We start from the raw sequence: 16823 nt of genomic DNA on the forward strand, positions 1-16823 counted from the left end.
CGTGGGGCCGTTCGTGATGCCTCAACGATAGGGAGGGCGGGCGAGCGGATGAATATCCTCCAGTCTTCGCCGGATGTCCGATCGTCTCGCCCGGCGAGCGGGTCAGCCGGGGTAGCGGACCAGACCGTCGGTGGCGAGCCCGAAGTCGAAGGGCGCGGGGATCGGCACCAGGTCGCCGAACGTGCCCGTCCACTGCCGGTGGTAGCCGGTGGCGGTCGGCTCGGAGTAGAGCGTGACGGCGCCGGTGCGCGGGTCGATCAGCAGGTAGAGCGGGATGTCCATCAGCGGGTAGTCGCGGACCTTGCCGACCAGGTCGTTCTCCGGGTTCGACGGGGAGACGATCTCCACCGCGATGGCGGCCTGCTCGGCGGGCACCTCGTTGCCGCCGGATTCGACGACGGAGAGCGGGATGTAGGTGAGGTCGGGATTGCGCAGCTTGCCGACGTTCGGGGAGGCGAGGTCGGTGTTCTCGCTCGGCATCAGCTCCGGGGGATGGTGCGCGTCGAACTGCCGCCGGACGAGCAGCAGGTTGCGCTGGTGGAGGACGGACGGGCCGGCCATCACGATGATCTCGTCGCCGGAGATCTCGACCTTCCACCCGGCCGGAGGCGTCAGGCTCCGCGCGTACGCCAGCAACCGTGCGTGGCGCTCGGGGATCCGGAATTCGCCCATGGCGCCATTCTTCCACCGCCCGGATGCGGCGAGGCGCCGCCGGGCGGACGGGCCCGGCGGCGCCTCGTTGGGGGGAGGGGTGCTGGTCAGAAGACCGGCTGGCCGGCGCGGACCAGGCGCCAGGAGTCGGTGAAGAAGTCGGCGGGGTCGATGACGCCCTTGGCCTTCACCCAGGCGATCATGGTGTTGCGGATCTCGTCCGAGTTCGACCAGACCAGCTTGGCGTTGGCCACGTGCGGGAAGTTGCCGCCGCCGTTGGCGCGGTAGTTGTTGACGGCCAGCACGAACTGGGCGGCGGGGTCGATCGGCTTGCCCTGGAAGGACAGGTTGACGATCCGCTTGCCCTTCGGCTGGGCGATGTCGATGTCGTAGCTCAGGCCGTACAGCGAGTCGTAGTTGTAGTCCGGGGTGGCCTCGGCACCGGTCAGGGCGTCCTTGTCGACCGGGGCGCCCACGGCGAGCTGGTTGTAGTACTTCGCCGAGAACTCCAGGTAGTCCTTGAGCTGGGCGCCCGTCAGGATGCGGGCCTCCAGGGTGTTCTCGTAGATGTAGAGGCCGGCGGCGTCGCGCAGCTTGACCTGGCCGGACGGGATCAGGGCGGTGCGGTTGAACGGGGCGGCCTGGGCGAGCACCGGGAGGTTGGCGTACTGCCCGCCCGCCAACGCGGTCTTGACGGCGTCGGCCTGGACCTTGCCGATCAGGTCGATGATCGGGGTGGCCTTGAAGCGGGCCTCGGCGATCGACAGCTCGATCTTGCTGGTGCCGATGTTCTGGTTGACGTACGCGACGACCTTCTTGTGCTGCTCGGTGAGCGCGTTGGTGATCTCCGGGTTCTCCGGCACGGTGTTGGAGTTCAGCACCCGCGAGGAGACCGAGGTGACCTTCCAGGCGCCGTCGGCGAACTCGACCTCGAAGTCGAAGCAGCTCAGGCGCTGGCCCCAGCAGAGCGGCTCGGAGAGCACGACCGTCTTGCCGGTCTTCTTGTTGACGATCAGGCGCTGCGGGACCTCCTTGTGGGTGTGGCCCACCAGCACCGCGTCGATGTCCGGGACGGTCGCCGCCATCTCGCCCGAGGCGTCCTCGGGCCAGGGCAGCTGGTCGCCGTAGGTGGTCGCCTCGTCGATGCCGGAGTGCGCCGAGACCACGATGACGTCGGCGCCCGCCGCCTTCATCCGGGGCACGTACTTGGCGGCGGTCTCCACGATGCCCGGGAAGATCATCTTGCCGCTGACGTTGGCCTTGTCCCAGATCGCGATGCCCGGGTTGGTGAGGCCGAGGATGCCGACCTTCAGCGACTTGCCCTCGCCGAGGTGCAGCTCCTTGATCACGTACGGCGGGAAGGCCGGCTTCTCGTTCTTCGCGTGCAGCGCGTTGGCGCCGAGCAGCGGGAACTCCAGCTGGTCCTCGAAGGCCTTCACGGTCGGGATGCCGTAGTTGAACTCGTGGTTGCCGAGCGCGGCGGCGTCGTACTGCATGAGGTTCATGGCGACGGCCATCGGGTGGTCCGGGACGGTGTCGCCGTCGGTGGCGATCGGCTCGATCCGGGCGTAGTAGTAGGTCAGCTGGGTGCCCTGGATGATGTCACCGGAGTCGATCAGCAGGCAGCGGTCCCAGCCCTTCTCCTCGCGCACCTGGTTGGCCAGCGTGGAGATCTTGGCGAGGCCGACCGCGTTGTGCGCCTTGTCGACGTACTCGGCGTCGGTGAAGTAGTCCCAGTTGAGCACCCGACCGTGCAGGTCGGTGGTGCCCATGACGGTGAAGGCCTGCTTGCGCGGCTTGCGCGGGCCCTTGGCGGCCGCCGTGCCCGGCTCGGCGGCCGCGGCGGAGGGGGCGGCGGCCACGGCGGCACCACTGGCCAGGGCGGCGCCGGCGGCGGTGGCGGCGGACCGGGTGACGAAGTCACGGCGGTTCAGGGGCATGGACGACTCTCCCGGGTGGGAACGACGGCGGATGGACCGTCAACTGGTGTACGTGAGTAGGTGTGCGTCACCGCGTCGACGCGCGTAGAGGGACGCGCGTAGAAGTGTGCCGTGCGGGCCGGGCCGCTGGATAGCCCCCGGACCTGTCCAAGAGGTGAGATCTTGGCGACTCGTTCGTGACCAATGCGGGCGGGGACGGGGGTGGTAGGGGCACAGGGGACGGCAGGGGGCGGGCCCGGGCCGGGTGCGACCCGCAGGCCCGAACCGGCCGGGCCTGCGGGTCAGGCCAGTTCGGCGGCCAGCAGGACCACCTCGCGGCCCAGTTCGGCCGCCGGGTCCGGGGCGTCCGCGCCCGCCCACGGCTGCCAGGTCCGCGCCCGCAGGTAGCCGGCCACCGCGAGCGGCAGCCGGTGCCGGACGATCCGCTCCGCCACCGGGCCGGGACCGGCCGCGCGCAGCGCCGTCAGCAGGTCGTCCACCCCGGCGGCGGGCGGCAGCGGCACGGTGTCCAGGTAGGCGGCCAGTGCCTCCAGTTCGGGGTCGGGCGGGGGCGTCGGCGCGGGTGCCGGCGCGGGTGCCGCTGGGGGCGTCGGCTGGGGGGCCGGCACCGGCACCGGCACCGGTTGCGGGACGGGCACCGACACCGGCTGCGACACCGACGGGGACTCCGGCAGCGGCACCGGGTCCGGGGCGCCGCCGTCCAGGCCAGCCGGGCCCCGCGAGCCCCCCGGCCGCTCGCCGGGCCAGCGGCCGGGGGCCACCAGCGCGCCCACCCCGTACAGGGCGGCCACCACCCCCGGCCACTGGTGCCCGCCGAGCCCTTGGTAGTGCAGCCCGACCCCGGCCGCGGCGCCCCCGATCCCGGCGATGTTCTTGGGCGAGTTCAGGTAGCGCAGCGCCCGCCGCCAGGGCCCGTCACTGGTAGCCACGGATCTCCTCGAACGCCCCGTCCAGCGACCCCGAGCCGTCGAACAGCTTGCCGCCGCTGAGGTCCGCGACCCCCTGCAACTGGGACACCGCGGCCTCGCCGAACCGGATCGGGAACACCGGGACCGACTTCTCCCAGGCCGGCAGCGCGTCGTGGAAGCGCTTGAAGTCACCGTCCGTCGCGCCGGAGTTGCTCTCCCCGTCCGTCATCAGCACGATCGACGTGAAGCGGTCGTCGTTCGCCGCCGCCTGCTGACGCTCGATCACCCGGTACGCCTCCTCCAGCGAGTCGTACAGCGCGGTGCCCCCCGAGGCCGACAGCGACTGCACGTCCGCGTCGATCGACGCCAGCTCCGCCTGCGGGCCCGGCTGGCTGCCGGACGGCGGCACCACGTGCGTCCTGGCCCACTTCACCGCGGAGGCGAAGGAGAGCAGGGTGACCTCCTCGCGGTTGCGGAACCGGCGCGCCCCGCGGGTGTCGTCCGCGCCGGTCAGCCGGCTCAGCGCGGTCTTCAGCGACGCGATCCGCGGACCCTCCATCGAGCCCGAGGTGTCCAGCACGTACACCGTCCGGGACGGGCGGCGCAGCTCGTTCTGGTACGAGGCCAGCAGGCCGTCCGCCACCGCCCGCGTTCCCGGGAAGGGCAGCTCGCGGCGGCGGTCCGTCGGCAGTCCGGCGGCCGGCGCCACACCCGCCGTCGCGGGGCGGCGCAGCGTCACCTCGGAGATGCGCTTCTGCACCTCGTCCTTGAGCAGGTACGAGGTCAGCCGCTGGAAGGCGTCGCGCTGGTCCGGCGCGGCGGAGGACAGCAGCGACAGCGGGTAGTCCGCCGACACCACGCCGTCCAGCGGACGCACCACCGTCAGCTGCTGCTGCGGCGGCAGCGTCCGGTTCAGCGACAGCAGCACCGACTCGTAGTTCACCAGCGCGCCCACCGAGCCCGACTCGGCCCGGGCGTACGCCTGGGCCAGCCAGCCGGAGGAGCCGGAGGTCAGCTTCTGACCGGTGAAGAACTGCTTCAGCCGGGGCGCCGCCTTCTGCACGTCCGCCTCGGCCAGGGCTCCGTCCGCCCCGGAGAACGCCGCGGCGACCGCCACCAGCGTGGAGAAGCCGGAGTTGGACCGCGACGGGTCGGCCATCCCGTACGCCAGCTTGCCGGCCGCGGCCGCGTCCCCGACCTGCGCCCAGGTCACCTTCGAGCCGTCCCCCCAGCCCAGTTCGCCGAGCACCGAGGGGCGCACGCCGATCGCCACCGGCGAGACCATCACCGGCGTCTCGGACAGCACCTTGGCCTTCCCGGCCGGGTCCAGCCGCAGGTACTGGTTCGACGGGAACCACACCGCGTCGTACTTGCCGTCGGCCCGGCCCGAGGAGACCGCGTCCGCGCCGTCCAGCGTGCCCGTCCAGGCGAACTGCACGGTCACCCCGGTGGCCTTCCTGGCGTCCTCCAACACCGGTGCCAGGTCCTGCAGTTCACTGCCGGCCAGGATGCGCAGCACCCCGGGCCGGGCGGTCTCCGCCGGCGGGTCCGACGGCCTCGGGCCGGGCTTGTCGCCGGAGGAGGTGCAGGCGGTCACCGCCGCCAGGACGGCCGCCAGGGCGACGGCGAGTCGGCTGCGGCGCTTCGTACGGAGGTTCACTTCGGGCTTCCACCCTTCGCGGCGGCGGTCAGCTTGAGCAGGTTGTCCAGCGAGGGCAGCGTCGCCTGCTTGAACCCGGAGTTGCGCAGGTCGTGCGCGAAGGGCGGCTTCTTGTCCTTCATCAGGTTCCAGAAGGCCTCCTGGTCGGCCTGCGGGCGCAGGCCGAACCGGGCCTCGAGGCCGCGCAGCACCGCGTCGTTCTCCAGCAGGTCGGCCAGCTTCCGGCCGCCCTCCGTCCGGGCCACCAGGGTGTGGTCCGACTGGATCGTGGTGTCCGGGTACATCACCACCATGTCCCCGGTGTCCTTGCCCCGCAGCGGCAGCGCGGCGGCCTGCGACTCGTACGCGAAGACCAGCGTGCCGACCCCGGCGAAGAAGTCGCGGAACGGCTCGTCGCTGCTGATCTTCTGCATGCCCTGGACGCCGTTCGAGGCGGCCAGCACGTCCCGGACGTTGTTGACGCCGGCGTCGTCCTGCACCACCTGGTTGCCGTTCGCCACGTACGAGAGCAGTGCCAGGTACATCGCGCCCGAGGACGAGGTCTCCGGGTCCGTGGTGGACACGAACAGCGGCCCGGCCAGCTCCGGGTGCTCGACGGTGCCCGCCAGGTCCTTCCACTTCTGGCCGGCCTTCAGCGCCGCCACGTACTTCTCCATCCGGAACGTCCAGACGCCCTTGGCGTCCACGTCCGCGAGCTGGTTCTGCTTCAGGACCTGCGCCGCCGACTCGTGCGTCACGATCACCAGCGGGGAGTAGAACGGCACCAGTGGAGAATCCGTCAGCTGCCAGTTGCGCTGGATCTCCCGGGCCGGCGCGGCGCTCGCCGGGAAGGCGAAGTCCAGCCCCTTGGTGTTCCTCGCCTGCTCGCTCATCGTCCAGGAGCCCGTCGAGTCCACCCGGACCTCCAGGCCCTGCTTCTTCAACTCCTGCTTGACCTCGGGGTTGTCGAAGAAGTCGCGCTTCTCCGACCCGATCAGGCCGGTGACCGTGGTCACCGATGGATCCTTCTCGTCACCGGGGATCAGCGCATAGGCGACCCAGCCCAACAGGGCCAGGGTCACCACCACCCCCAGAGTGCCGCCGCCGCGTCTCATGCCGAACGCCTCCCCCTCGTAAGCGACTTCGTCCGCGTCGTCCACATCGTCCGGGTGGTACCCCGGCACCTCCGGGTCGTCACCCGGGGGTGACGAGCGTCCCGCCGGGCTGGGAGCACCAAGGGAAGAGACGGTGAACGAAGGGTGAACACCCCTTCACGGAATCGCATCGGACCGGCCTGCGCGCGGGTGGCCCGGCCGGTACGGGAGGGGCTCGGAGGGCGCGCGGAGGGCGCGCGACGGGGGCCGCTCGCACACCGGTCCGAGCATGTGTCAGATTGTTCAACTCCCCTTATCGCAACGGTCATCCCGCAGTCCGGACCCGCCTCGTGGTTACGCGCCGGTAATGCCTAGTCTCAGCACTATGCGCCGAGCAAAAATCGTCTGTACCCTCGGGCCCGCCGCCGACTCGTACGACCAGATCAAGGCCCTGGTCGACGCCGGGATGGACATCGCCCGATTCAACCTCAGCCACGGCACGCACGCCGAACACGAGGAACGCTACCGTCGCGTCCGCAAGGCCGCCGACGAAACCGGCCGGAGCGTCGGCGTCCTCGCCGACCTTCAAGGCCCGAAGATCCGCCTCGACACCTTCGCCCACGGGCCGGTACTTCTCGAACGCGGCGACGAGTTCACCATCTCCACCGACGAGGGCGTCGTGGGGGACAAGGACACCTGCGGCACCACCTACGCCGGACTCGCGGGCGACGTCAGCCGCGGCGAGCGCATCCTCGTCGACGACGGCCGGGTCACCCTGGAGGTCGTCGACGTCGACGGCCCCCGGGTGCGGTGCCTCGTCATCGAAGGCGGCCTGGTCTCCGACCACAAGGGCCTCAACCTCCCCGGCGTCGCCGTCTCCGTCCCCGCACTCAGCGACAAGGACGTCGCCGACCTGCGGTGGGCGCTGCGCACCGGGGCCGACCTGATCGCGCTCTCCTTCGTCCGCAGCGGGCGCGACATCGAGGACGTCCACCGGATCATGGCCGAGGAGGGCCGGTACGTCCCGGTCATCGCCAAGATCGAGAAGCCGCAAGCGGTGGAGAACCTCGAATCCGTCGTCGACGCCTTCGACGGCATCATGGTGGCCCGCGGCGACCTGGGCGTGGAGATGCCCCTCGAACAGGTCCCGCTGGTCCAGAAGCAGGCCATCAAGCTGGCCCGGCGCAACGCCAAGCCGGTCATCGTCGCCACCCAGATGCTCGACTCGATGATCAACGCCTCCCGGCCGACCCGCGCCGAGGCCTCCGACGTCGCCAACGCGGTCCTCGACGGGACGGACGCGGTGATGCTCTCCGGGGAGACCTCGGTGGGCAAGTACCCGGTCGAGACGGTCAAGACCATGAGCCGGATCATCGAAGCCGCCGAGAACGACATCCTCGCCGCCGGCCTGCCCCCGCTGATCACCGGCAGCAAGCCGCGCACCCAGGGCGGCGCCGTCGCCCGCGCGGCCGCCGAGATCGGCGACTTCCTGCACGCCAAGTACCTCATCGCCTTCACCCAGTCCGGCGACACCGCCCGCCGGCTGACCCGCTACCGCTCGCCCATCCCGGTCCTCGCCTTCACCTACGAACCGGCCGTGCGCAGCCAACTCGCCCTCACCTGGGGCGTGGAGACCTTCCTCGGCCCGTTCGCCCCGACCACGGACCAGATGGTCGAACAGGTCGACGCGGCCCTGCTCTCACTGGGCCGCTGCCAGAAGGGCGACATCGTCGTCCTCACCGCCGGCTCACCCCCCGGCCTCGCCGGCTCCACCAACCTCGTCCGCGTCCACCACGTGGGCACCCTGGACGCCTGAGCGGACCTCCGGCGGCGCGGTCTCACCGAAGACCGCGCCGCCGTCAGTACTCGGGGCCGATGTGGGCGTCCATGAGGGCGACCGGGTCCTTGCGGGCGACGGAGATGTTGAAGCCACCATTGGACCGGGAGGCGTGCTTCCACCGGACGCCGACGGCGTCGAGGGTGGCGGTGAAGAGGCCGATGATGTCGGTCGAGGTGGTGGTGAAGAAGTGCCGCGGGTACTCGTAGCGCTTCTGGACGCCGGCCACCGTGCGGGTCGTCCAGTTGGTGATGCGGCAGCCGTCGGAGTGGACCAGCCCGCGCAGGAACTCCCAGGGGTGGGCGTCCACGATCTCCTGCTGCCAGGGCTCCAGGGCTATGGTGCGCTCGTGCTTCTTGCCGGGACCGTGCTGGGGGAACAGGCAGGTGAGGTGGTTCGAGTAGACCTTCACGTCGCGGCAGCCGGTCCGGCGGACCTGGCAGGGCGTGTTGTCGGGGAGAACCCGGCGAATGACCCGGTCGACGGATTCGATGATGCCGGGCCACTTCTCGTCGCAGGTGATCCGGAGGCTCTGGGTCCTGCGGTATTCGTTGGGCAGCAGTCCTGTGGTCCGTGCGTCAAAAGGGTGGGGGAATGGGATCGTTCTCGCCCGGATGAATGAAGATCGCCAAGCGCCAGGTATGCCTAACTGGCTTTGAAATCGAAGGAAAAGTACCCCGGGTGGGATTCGAACCCACGCTGTCGGCGGTTTGAGCGCCGTGCCTCTAACCACTGGGCTACCGGGGCACCGCAGATTCGAAGGTTGCCCCCCGACCCTGCTGAGTTCAAACATACCGTGTCTAGGTACCCTCGTGCATGCAGTACCCCGCCGGAACGAGGAGCCCCGTGAGCACCGCCGACGAGCAGGCACAGCCGCTTGAGACCGATACGCCCCAGATCACCCGGATCGTGATCGCCGAGGACGAGGCGCTGATCCGCCTCGACCTCAAGGAGATGCTCGAAGAGGAGGGGTACACCGTCGTCGGCGAAGCAGGCGACGGGGCGACGGCGGTGCAGCTGGTGGAGGAGCTGAAGCCGGACCTGGCGATCTTCGACGTGAAGATGCCGGTGCTGGACGGGCTGTCGGCCGCCGAGCAGATCCACGAGAAGCACCTGGCTCCGGTGCTGATGCTGACCGCGTTCTCGCAGCGGGAGCTGGTGGACCGGGCGCGGGACGCCGGGGCGATGGCGTACATCGTCAAGCCGTTCTCGAAGTCGGACCTGGTGCCGGCGATCGAGATGGCGGTGTCGCGGTACACCGAGATGCGGGCGCTGGAGAAGGAGATCGGCGATCTCACCCAGCGGCTGGAGACCCGGAAGCTGGTGGACCGGGCGAAGGGCGTGCTGCAGACCAAGTTCGGGCTGAACGAGCCGGCCGCGTTCCGGTGGATCCAGAAGACGTCGATGGACCGGCGGATGACGATGGCGGCGGTGGCCGAGGCGGTCATCGAGGAGGGCGAGGCCCAGGACCGCAAGAAGGCGGAGGAGGCCGCGTCCGAGTAGGACGGCGACGGAGGGCCCGGCAGATCGGATCTGCCGGGCCCTCCGTGCGTGCCGGGTCAGTCCTCGCCGAGGTAGGCCTTGCGGACGGACTCGTCGTGGAGGAGGTCCGGGCCCGTCCCGGAGAGGACGACGCGGCCGGTCTCCATGACGTAGCCGCGGTCGGACAGCGAGAGCGCCGCCTGGGCGTTCTGCTCGACCAGGAGGATGGTCGTGCCGCCGGCCTTGAGCTCGATGATGGTCGCCATGATCTTCTGCATCATCAGCGGCGAGAGGCCCATGGAGGGTTCGTCCAGCATGAGCAGCTTGGGCTGGGACATCAGCGCCCGGCCCATGGCGAGCATCTGTTGCTCGCCGCCGGAGAGGGTGCCGGCGGCCTGCTTGCGGCGTTCGCCGAGGATGGGGAACAGGCCGTAGGCGCGTTCGACGTCGGCGGCGATGCCGGCGGTGTCGGTGCGCAGGAAGGCGCCGAGGAGGAGGTTCTCCTCGATGGTCATGCGGGGGAAGATGTGCCGGCCTTCGGGGGAGTGGGCGAGGCCGAGCGAGACGATCTTGTGGGCGGGGACGGTGGAGAGGTCCTGGCCGTCGAAGGTGATGCGTCCGGCGGTGGGCTTGAGGAGGCCGGACAGGGTGCGCAGGGTGGTGGTCTTGCCGGCGCCGTTGGTGCCGATGAGGGTGGTGACCTCGCCCTGTTCGACGGTGAAGCTGATGCCCTTGACGGCTTCGATCTTGCCGTAGGCGACGCGGAGGTCCTCGACCTCGAGGAGTGCGGTCACTGGTCGGTCTCCGTAACGGTCTCCGGAACTTCCGGGGTGCTGTCTTCGCGCGGGGTGACCGCTGCGTCTTCGGGCGGGGTGGCCGCGGTGTCGTCGAGCGGGGCACCGAGGTAGGCGGTGATGACGCGCTCGTCGTTCTGGACGGTCTCGCGGTCGCCCTCGACGATCTTCTGGCCCTGGACGAGCACGGCGGTGCGGTCGCAGAGGTTGAAGATGAAGCGCATGTCGTGCTCGATGACGAGGATGGAGATGCCCTTGTCGCGGATGGCGAAGACGAGTTCCTCGGCGGCGCGGGTCTCCTGGGGGTTCATGCCGGCGGTGGGCTCGTCGAGGAGCAGCAGGCCGGGGTCGGAGGCGAGGGCGCGGGCGATCTCCAGCTTGCGCTGCTCGCCGTAGGGGAGGTTGCGGGCGAGGTGCTCGGCCTTGTCGGCGAGGCCGGTGAACTCCAGGAGTTCCATGGCCCTGGCGCGGCTCTCGGCTTCGGCGCGGTGGTAGCCGGGGCCGCGGAGGATGGCGGAGAAGATGCCTTCCTTGGTGCGGCTGTGGCGGCCGACGAGGACGTTCTCCAGGACGGTCATGTTGGCGAAGAGCCGGATGTTCTGGAAGGTGCGGGCGATGCCGGCCTGGGTGACCAGGTGGGGCTTGGGGGGCAGTTGGACGTCGCGGTAGCGGACGGTGCCCTCGGTGGGGACGTACAGGCCGGTGAGGCAGTTGAAGAAGGTGGTCTTGCCGGCGCCGTTGGGGCCGATGAGGCCGATGATCTCGCCCTCGCCGACGGTGAGGGAGACGTCGTTGACGGCGGTGAGGCCGCCGAAGCGCATGGTGACGCCGGTGACTTCGAGCAGGGGTGCGGCGGTGGTGGTCATCGGGTCGGTCACGCCCCTGCCTTGGTGAGTGCGGTCGGCTCGCCGGTGGGCTGGGCCGGGATGGCGGCCTCGTGGAACTCCAGCTGCCGGCGCCGGTTGGGGATGAGGCCCTCGGGGCGGACGCGCATCAGGATGATGAGGGCGGCGCCGAACGCCAGGAGCTGGTAGTCGGCGAGGAATTCGAGCTTCTTCGGGATGAGGAAGAGGAGGGTGGCGCCGGCCAGCGGGCCGCTGATGGTGCCCATGCCGCCGAGGATGACCGCGGCGAGCAGGAAGGCGGAGTTGGGCGGGAGGGCTTCGGCGAAGGTGTACTGGTCGGGGGTGACGGTGTAGCTGACGTGGGCCTGGACGGTGCCGGCGAGGCCGGCGAGGCAGGCGCCGAGGGCGAAGGCGAGGAGCTTGAGGCGGAAGCCGTTGATGCCCATGGCCTCGGCGGCGGTCTCGTCCTCGCGGATGGCGACCCAGGCGCGGCCGATGCGGGAGTTGCCGACCCGGGCGAAGATCAGCACGACCAGGGCGGTGACCAGCAGCATCAGCAGGTAGTAGTTGGAGAAGCGGCCGAGTTCGATGCCGGCGACGGTGTGGGTCTTGCCGAGGTCGAAGCCGAGGATCTCCAGGTCGGGGATCCGCGGGATGCCGTTGGAGCCGTTGGTGACCTTGGGGCCGGTGGTGCCGTTGAGGTTGAGCATGGTGATGCGGAAGATCTCGCCGAAGCCGAGGGTGACGATGGCGAGGTAGTCGCCGCGCAGCCGCAGGGTGGGGGCGCCGATCAGGACGCCGAAGACCATGGAGACGGCGGCGCCGGTGAGCATCGCGGCCCAGAACGGGAACTGGACGTGGATGGGCGAGGCGGGGGAGCCGGAGACCAGGGCGGCGGCGTAGGCGCCGACGCCGAGGAAGGCGACGTACCCGAGGTCGAGCAGGCCGGCCAGGCCGACGACGATGTTGAGGCCGAGGGCGACGGTGGCGAAGATCAGGATGTTGGTGGCGACCGAGGTGTACTGGTCGCTGTTCTGGGTGAAGGGGAAGCTGGCGGCGGCGGCGAAGGCGGCGCCGGTGGTGACCGGGCGGTGCTTGACGGTCAGCGCGCGCAGCCGGGCGATCAGGCCGGACTTGGCCAGGGCGGCGGCGGCGAGGGCGGCGAACAGCAGGAAGCCGGTGAAGAGTTCGCCGTACTCGGTGTCGATGCCGAAGGTGATCGTGAAGAGGCCGAGCCCGAAGGCGACGACGATGACCAGGACTTCGACCCAGGAGGGGAGCGCGCGCGGCGCGGGCAGCGGGCGCTCGGTCCGGCCGAGGCGCAGCCAGGTGTTGGCGAGGTGGCCGAGCTGGAGGAGGAGGACGGCGCCGGTGGCGATGGCCACGCCGCCGGCGAGGGCGGTCATGACGGGGGCGACGGGCTGGTCGCCGGGGATGGCGTGGGCGCCGAACCAGACCAGGGGGGCGGCCGGGACGAGCAGGAAGAGGCGCTTGTCGACGATCCGCAGCGGGACGGCGGTGCGGCGGTCGAGGGGGAGGCCGAGGGCGCCGAGGACGGTGATCAGGCCGCCGGCGGCGAGGACCCAGCCGCCGGGTTCGAGGTTGGCGAGGCCGCCGAGTTCGGTGGCGATCGAGCCGACGGAGTAGACGCCGATGGCGAGGGCTCCGGTGGCGGCGAACAGGACGGCGTTGTTGCTGCGGGCGGGGGCGGCCCAGCGCAGGCCGGGGACGCCCTGGGTGGCGAGCAGCAGGAGGAGGGTGAGGAGGCCGGCGGTGAGGGCGAGCCACTGGAGGCCGGCGGGGGAGCCGTAGTAGGTGAGGTCGCCGGGGTAGTCGGAGGTCCAGGTCCAGGACATGGCGGCGGAGGCGGCGGTGGCGAGCGCGCCGAGGCCGGTGAGGGCGGTGGCGGCGCGGGCCGGCAGGGGGATGACCGGGCTGGTCTCGGTGGTCGTGGTGGTCATGGTGGTCACGCCCTGTCCGCGACGCGCTCGCCGAGCAGGCCTTGGGGCCGGACGAGGAGCACGAGGATGAGGAGTACGAAGGCCCAGACGTCCTTCCAGGCGCCGCCTCCGAAGAGGTGCATGCCGGGCAGGTGCTGGATGTAGCCGGTGGCGAGGGCTTCGGCGAGGCCGAGGGCGAGGCCGCCGAGCATGGCGCCGTAGATGTTGCCGATGCCGCCGAGGACGGCGGCGGTGAAGGCCTTGAGGCCGAGGATGAAGCCCATCCGGAAGTCGACCTGGCCGCTGCGCAGGCCGTAGGCGACGGCGGCGACGGCGGCGAACGCGGCGCCGATGGCGAAGGCCATGACGATGATGCGGTCGGTGTCGATGCCCATCAGCTTGGCGGTGTCCGGGTCCTGGCTGGTGGCCTGCATGGCGCGGCCGGAGCGGGTGCGGGTGACGAACCAGCCGAGGGCGAGCATGCAGAGCGGGGCGGCGATGATCAGGAAGAGGTCGCTGCGCTGGATGGTGACGGAGCCGAGGCTGAAGGGGTCGCCGGGGATCTTGGGGAAGACCCGGGCCTTCTTGGCGTCGGGGTAGAAGGAGAAGACGAGCTGCTGGAGGAAGATGGACAGCCCGATCGCGGTGATCAGGGGGGCGAGCCGGGGTGCGTTGCGCAGGGGGCGGTAGGCGAACCGCTCTGCGGCGACGGCGGTGAGGGTGGAGACCAGGATGCCGGCGATCAGCATCAGCGGTAGGGCCAGCCAGAGGGTGGTGCCGCCGGGGAGGGCGAGGTAGGCGGTCAGGGCGCCGAAGCCGCCGACCATGACGATCTCGCCGTGGGCGAAGTTGATGAGCTGGACGATGCCGTAGACCATCGTGTAGCCGATCGCGACGAGCCCGTAGAGGGCGCCGAGGATCAGGCCGTTGGCCAGCTGCTGCGGTAGGTCGTGCACCGCTGGGCCTCCGTAGTGCGTTCGGGGGTGTCCGCGTGGGTGGTGGATGTGGGGGCGCGCGGGGGCACTCGTGGCGCCCCCGCGCGCTGTGGGTGGTTCGGGTGGTTCAGGTGGCCCGGGTGGTCCGGGTCACCCGGGGTGGTCCCGGGGTGGCCTGGGGTGGTCCCGGGTGGTCCGGGGCGGCCGGGGTCAGCCGTTGAAGGTGCCGGACTTCTCCACGGCCCACTTGCCGTCCTTGACGGTGTAGACGGTGAGCTGCTTGTTGGTGGTGTCGCCGAACTCGTCGAAGGAGACCTTGCCGGTCACGCCGTCGAAGGAGACCTTCTGGACGGCGTCACGGACGGCCTGGCGGGTGGGGACCTTGCCGTTGTTGTCCTTCACGGCCTGCTTGACGCCCTGGATGATGGCCCAGGCGCTGTCGTAGGAGTAACCGCCGTAGGTCTCGTAGGCGTCCTTGTAGCCGGCCGCCTTGTAGTCGGCGATGTACTTCTTGGCGGTGTCGAGGGTCTCGACGGGCAGGCCGACGGCGGTGGCGAAGTCGCCCTGGCTCTTGGGGTTGAGCTTGATGAAGTCGCCGCTCTGGATGCCGTCGCCGCCCATCAGCGGGATGGTGACGCCGGCCTCCTTGAGCTGGAGGGAGAGCGGGCCGGCGGCGGGGTACTCGCCGCCGTAGTAGACGGCGTCGGCGCCGGAGCTCTTGACCTTGGTGACGATGGCGGCGAAGTCGCGGTCGTCGGGGTTGACGTGCTCCTCGCCGGCGAGGGTGCCGCCGAGCTTGGTGAACTCGCCCTTGAAGGTGGCGGCGAGGCCGGCGCCGTAGGTCTTCTGGTCGTCGATCAGGAAGACCTTGGTCTTCTTGGCGTCGTTGTAGAGGAACTGGGCGGCGAACGGGCCCTGGACGGCGTCGGTGGTGGCGGTGCGGAAGTAGGACTTGAAGGGGCGCTTCTTCTCGCCGCTGGCCCACTTCTCGCCCTGGCTGAGGGCGACGCCGGTGTTGGCGGGGGAGATCTCGGTCAGGTTGGCGTCGTCGAAGATCTGCTGCATCGACTGCGCGACGCTGGAGTTGAGCGGGCCGACCACGCCGAGGACCTTGGGATCGCCGACCAGCTGGGTGGCGTTCTGCTGGCCGGGGGCGGGCTTGCCGGTGTCGTCGAGGCCCTTGATCTCGAACTTGACGCCCGGGACCTCGTTGGTCTCGTTGGCCTTCTTGACGGCGAGGTCCACGGAGTTGCGGATGCCCAGGCCGAGGGCGGAGAGGTCGCCGGTGAGCGGGGCGTCGACGCCGATGACGACGGTGGCGGAGGCGTTGTCCTTGCCGCCGGTGTCGCCGGACTTCGAACCGCGGGAGCCACAGGCGCTGAGGCTGAGGGCGCCGATCACGGCAATGCTCACGACAATTGCAGAACGGTGACGCACGAGGGTCCCCTTCGGTTCGGGAGGCGCCGCCAAAATGGCGGGAGCCGGAGTGCGCGGAGGGCCGGGCCCTTTCGGATGGCGCGGTGACTGGCCGTGACTCTAGATGCCGTTGGGCGGCTCGGGCAGTGCTGCGGGCATGCTGTGATTCTCTTGTTATGAGCACACGGAGCAGTTGTCTCACCATGTGGTCGTTTCGGCTCGATCGATCCGGCTCTTCCGGGCGTTTAGGCGCTGGTGGAGCGATGTAAGGGCCAGAAATGGGGGTTGCGGCTGGCATCGCCGATAACCGGACAGTCGCGTTCGATTCCCAGGTTTCGACCGGGCACGTCCGGATTACGGACGAGAAGGGCGCGGTCGAGCGGCTTCGGGGCGCCTGGAGTGCGCGGAGTCGGGGGTTTTGCTCGGATTTCCCAACTGTTACGCAGCGTTACAAGATGCGGAATCGCAGCGGCTTTCGCCGGGCATGCGAACCGCCCCCTGTCCGGACCATCGCCTGCCCAGCGTGGCGGTTGGTCAAACAGAGGGGCGGAAAAGGGACTTGATGTTGTCTTGACTGAACTTGCTTCGACGGTAAGGACGTTGTCGGTGGGGCGGATGGGGCTGCTGTGACGGGTGGGTCCGCTGTGACGGGTGGGGCGCGACGGCGGGTGGGGCGCGGCGGCGCCCGCCGGGCCGTCAGAGGTCGCGCAGCATGCAGGTCAGCCGGCAGCTGGTGACCCGCTTGCCGGTGTCGTCGGTGATCGCGATCTCGTAGGTGGCGGCGGTGCGGCCCTTGAAGACGGCCGTCGCCACCCCGGTGACCAGGCCGGACGTCGCCGAGCGGTGGTGGGTCGCGTTGAGGTCCACGCCGACCGCGTACCGGCCGGGGCCGGCGTGCAGCATCGCCCCGATCGAGCCCAGCGTCTCGGCCAGCGCCGCGGACGCGCCGCCGTGCAGCAGGCCGTACGGCTGCTGGTTGCCCTCCACCGGCATGGTGCCGACCACACGGTCGCCGGAGGCCTCGACGATCCGGATGCCGAGCTTCTCGCCGAGGTGGCCGCCGGAGAAGGTCTCCGGGCTGACGCCGAGCTTGGCGAAGTGGTCCAGGACGTCCTGCGGGACCTTCAGGACGGGGGCGGTGCCGGGGGTGCTGTCGGGGACGGTGTCGGGGGCCGCATCGGCCATGGGGGAACTCCTGCCGCTCGGGGTCACGGGGCGTGCTGCCTGTGATCGTACGACCGTCCTACTCGGCGGTACCGCGCGCGGCCGGGGGTTGGCGCGGCGGGGCCCGGCGGGCCCGCGGGACGTCCTGTCGGACGTCCTGTCGCACCCGCCGGTGCGG

13 protein-coding genes, 1 tRNA gene and 1 pseudogene are annotated in these 16823 nt (G+C 70.5%); 2 read left to right on the forward strand and 13 right to left on the reverse strand.

Going from position 1 to position 16823, the window contains the following annotated elements; genetic code table 11:
* Positions 1 to 102 precede the first annotated feature (102 nt).
* The 5 genes from AB0Q99_RS10030 to AB0Q99_RS10050 all read right to left on the reverse strand — a co-directional run bounded on the left by AB0Q99_RS10030 (position 103) and on the right by AB0Q99_RS10050 (position 6253).
* Positions 103 to 672 carry a Uma2 family endonuclease gene (locus tag AB0Q99_RS10030; RefSeq protein WP_363569954.1) on the reverse strand — a complete coding sequence of 190 codons (570 nt, stop codon included), beginning with the start codon at positions 670 to 672 and terminating at the stop codon, positions 103 to 105.
* An 86-nt stretch (positions 673 to 758) separates the two neighbouring features.
* Entirely contained in the window at positions 759 to 2591 is a 1833-nt protein-coding gene (locus tag AB0Q99_RS10035; protein WP_363569956.1) for a 5'-nucleotidase C-terminal domain-containing protein, read from the reverse strand.
* A gap of 281 nt (positions 2592 to 2872) precedes the next feature.
* A complete protein-coding gene (locus tag AB0Q99_RS10040) occupies positions 2873 to 3520 on the reverse strand; it encodes a hypothetical protein (protein ID WP_363569958.1) in 648 nt (215 codons plus the stop codon).
* Positions 3507 to 5159 (reverse strand): extracellular solute-binding protein, encoded by a 1653-nt coding sequence (locus tag AB0Q99_RS10045; RefSeq protein ID WP_363569959.1) that lies wholly within the window; start codon positions 5157 to 5159, stop codon positions 3507 to 3509. The genes AB0Q99_RS10040 and AB0Q99_RS10045 overlap by 14 nt, the downstream gene beginning before the upstream one ends.
* Entirely contained in the window at positions 5156 to 6253 is a 1098-nt protein-coding gene (locus AB0Q99_RS10050) for a substrate-binding domain-containing protein (RefSeq protein WP_363569961.1), read from the reverse strand. Before AB0Q99_RS10050 ends, AB0Q99_RS10045 begins: the two co-directional genes overlap by 4 nt.
* A gap of 364 nt (positions 6254 to 6617) precedes the next feature.
* On the opposite strand from AB0Q99_RS10050, the gene pyk reads away from it, so the two are divergent.
* A complete protein-coding gene (pyk, locus tag AB0Q99_RS10055; RefSeq protein ID WP_363569963.1) occupies positions 6618 to 8048 on the forward strand; it encodes a pyruvate kinase in 1431 nt (476 codons plus the stop codon).
* Positions 8049 to 8091: 43 nt separating this feature from the next.
* Here pyk and AB0Q99_RS10060 read toward each other — a convergent pair.
* Positions 8092 to 8601 (reverse strand): annotated as a pseudogene (locus tag AB0Q99_RS10060) (helix-turn-helix domain-containing protein); the annotation flags it as partial.
* 141 nt (positions 8602 to 8742) lie between these two features.
* Positions 8743 to 8816, reverse strand: a tRNA-Leu gene (locus tag AB0Q99_RS10065).
* Positions 8817 to 8915: 99 nt separating this feature from the next.
* Between AB0Q99_RS10065 and AB0Q99_RS10070 the strand changes: the two genes are divergently transcribed.
* Positions 8916 to 9572 (forward strand): response regulator, encoded by a 657-nt coding sequence (locus AB0Q99_RS10070; RefSeq protein ID WP_363569965.1) that lies wholly within the window; start codon positions 8916 to 8918, stop codon positions 9570 to 9572.
* A gap of 56 nt (positions 9573 to 9628) precedes the next feature.
* Here AB0Q99_RS10070 and AB0Q99_RS10075 read toward each other — a convergent pair whose 3' ends face one another.
* The 6 genes from AB0Q99_RS10075 to AB0Q99_RS10100 all read right to left on the reverse strand — a co-directional run bounded on the left by AB0Q99_RS10075 (position 9629) and on the right by AB0Q99_RS10100 (position 16666).
* On the reverse strand, positions 9629 to 10345 hold the full coding sequence (locus tag AB0Q99_RS10075; protein WP_363569967.1) for an ABC transporter ATP-binding protein: 717 nt from the start codon (positions 10343 to 10345) through the stop codon (positions 9629 to 9631).
* Positions 10342 to 11211, reverse strand: a complete 870-nt coding sequence (locus AB0Q99_RS10080) for an ABC transporter ATP-binding protein (RefSeq protein ID WP_363570059.1) — start codon at positions 11209 to 11211, stop codon at positions 10342 to 10344. The genes AB0Q99_RS10075 and AB0Q99_RS10080 overlap by 4 nt, the downstream gene beginning before the upstream one ends.
* 8 nt (positions 11212 to 11219) lie before the next feature.
* The gene (locus AB0Q99_RS10085; RefSeq protein WP_363569969.1) at positions 11220 to 13151 is read right to left on the reverse strand and encodes a branched-chain amino acid ABC transporter permease; all 1932 of its coding nucleotides are present in this window, start codon (positions 13149 to 13151) and stop codon (positions 11220 to 11222) included.
* 5 nt (positions 13152 to 13156) lie between these two features.
* Positions 13157 to 14086 (reverse strand): branched-chain amino acid ABC transporter permease, encoded by a 930-nt coding sequence (locus tag AB0Q99_RS10090; protein ID WP_363569971.1) that lies wholly within the window; start codon positions 14084 to 14086, stop codon positions 13157 to 13159.
* A 189-nt stretch (positions 14087 to 14275) separates the two neighbouring features.
* Positions 14276 to 15502: a branched-chain amino acid ABC transporter substrate-binding protein gene (locus tag AB0Q99_RS10095; RefSeq protein WP_363569973.1), complete on the reverse strand. Its 1227-nt coding sequence runs from the start codon at positions 15500 to 15502 to the stop codon at positions 14276 to 14278.
* 675 nt (positions 15503 to 16177) lie between these two features.
* Positions 16178 to 16666, reverse strand: coding sequence for a hotdog fold thioesterase (locus AB0Q99_RS10100; RefSeq protein ID WP_363569975.1), 489 nt, complete (start codon positions 16664 to 16666; stop codon positions 16178 to 16180).
* Positions 16667 to 16823 lie beyond the last annotated feature (157 nt).

Source organism: Kitasatospora sp. NPDC086791, from assembly GCF_040685975.1.
GTDB lineage: Bacteria > Actinomycetota > Actinomycetes > Streptomycetales > Streptomycetaceae > Kitasatospora.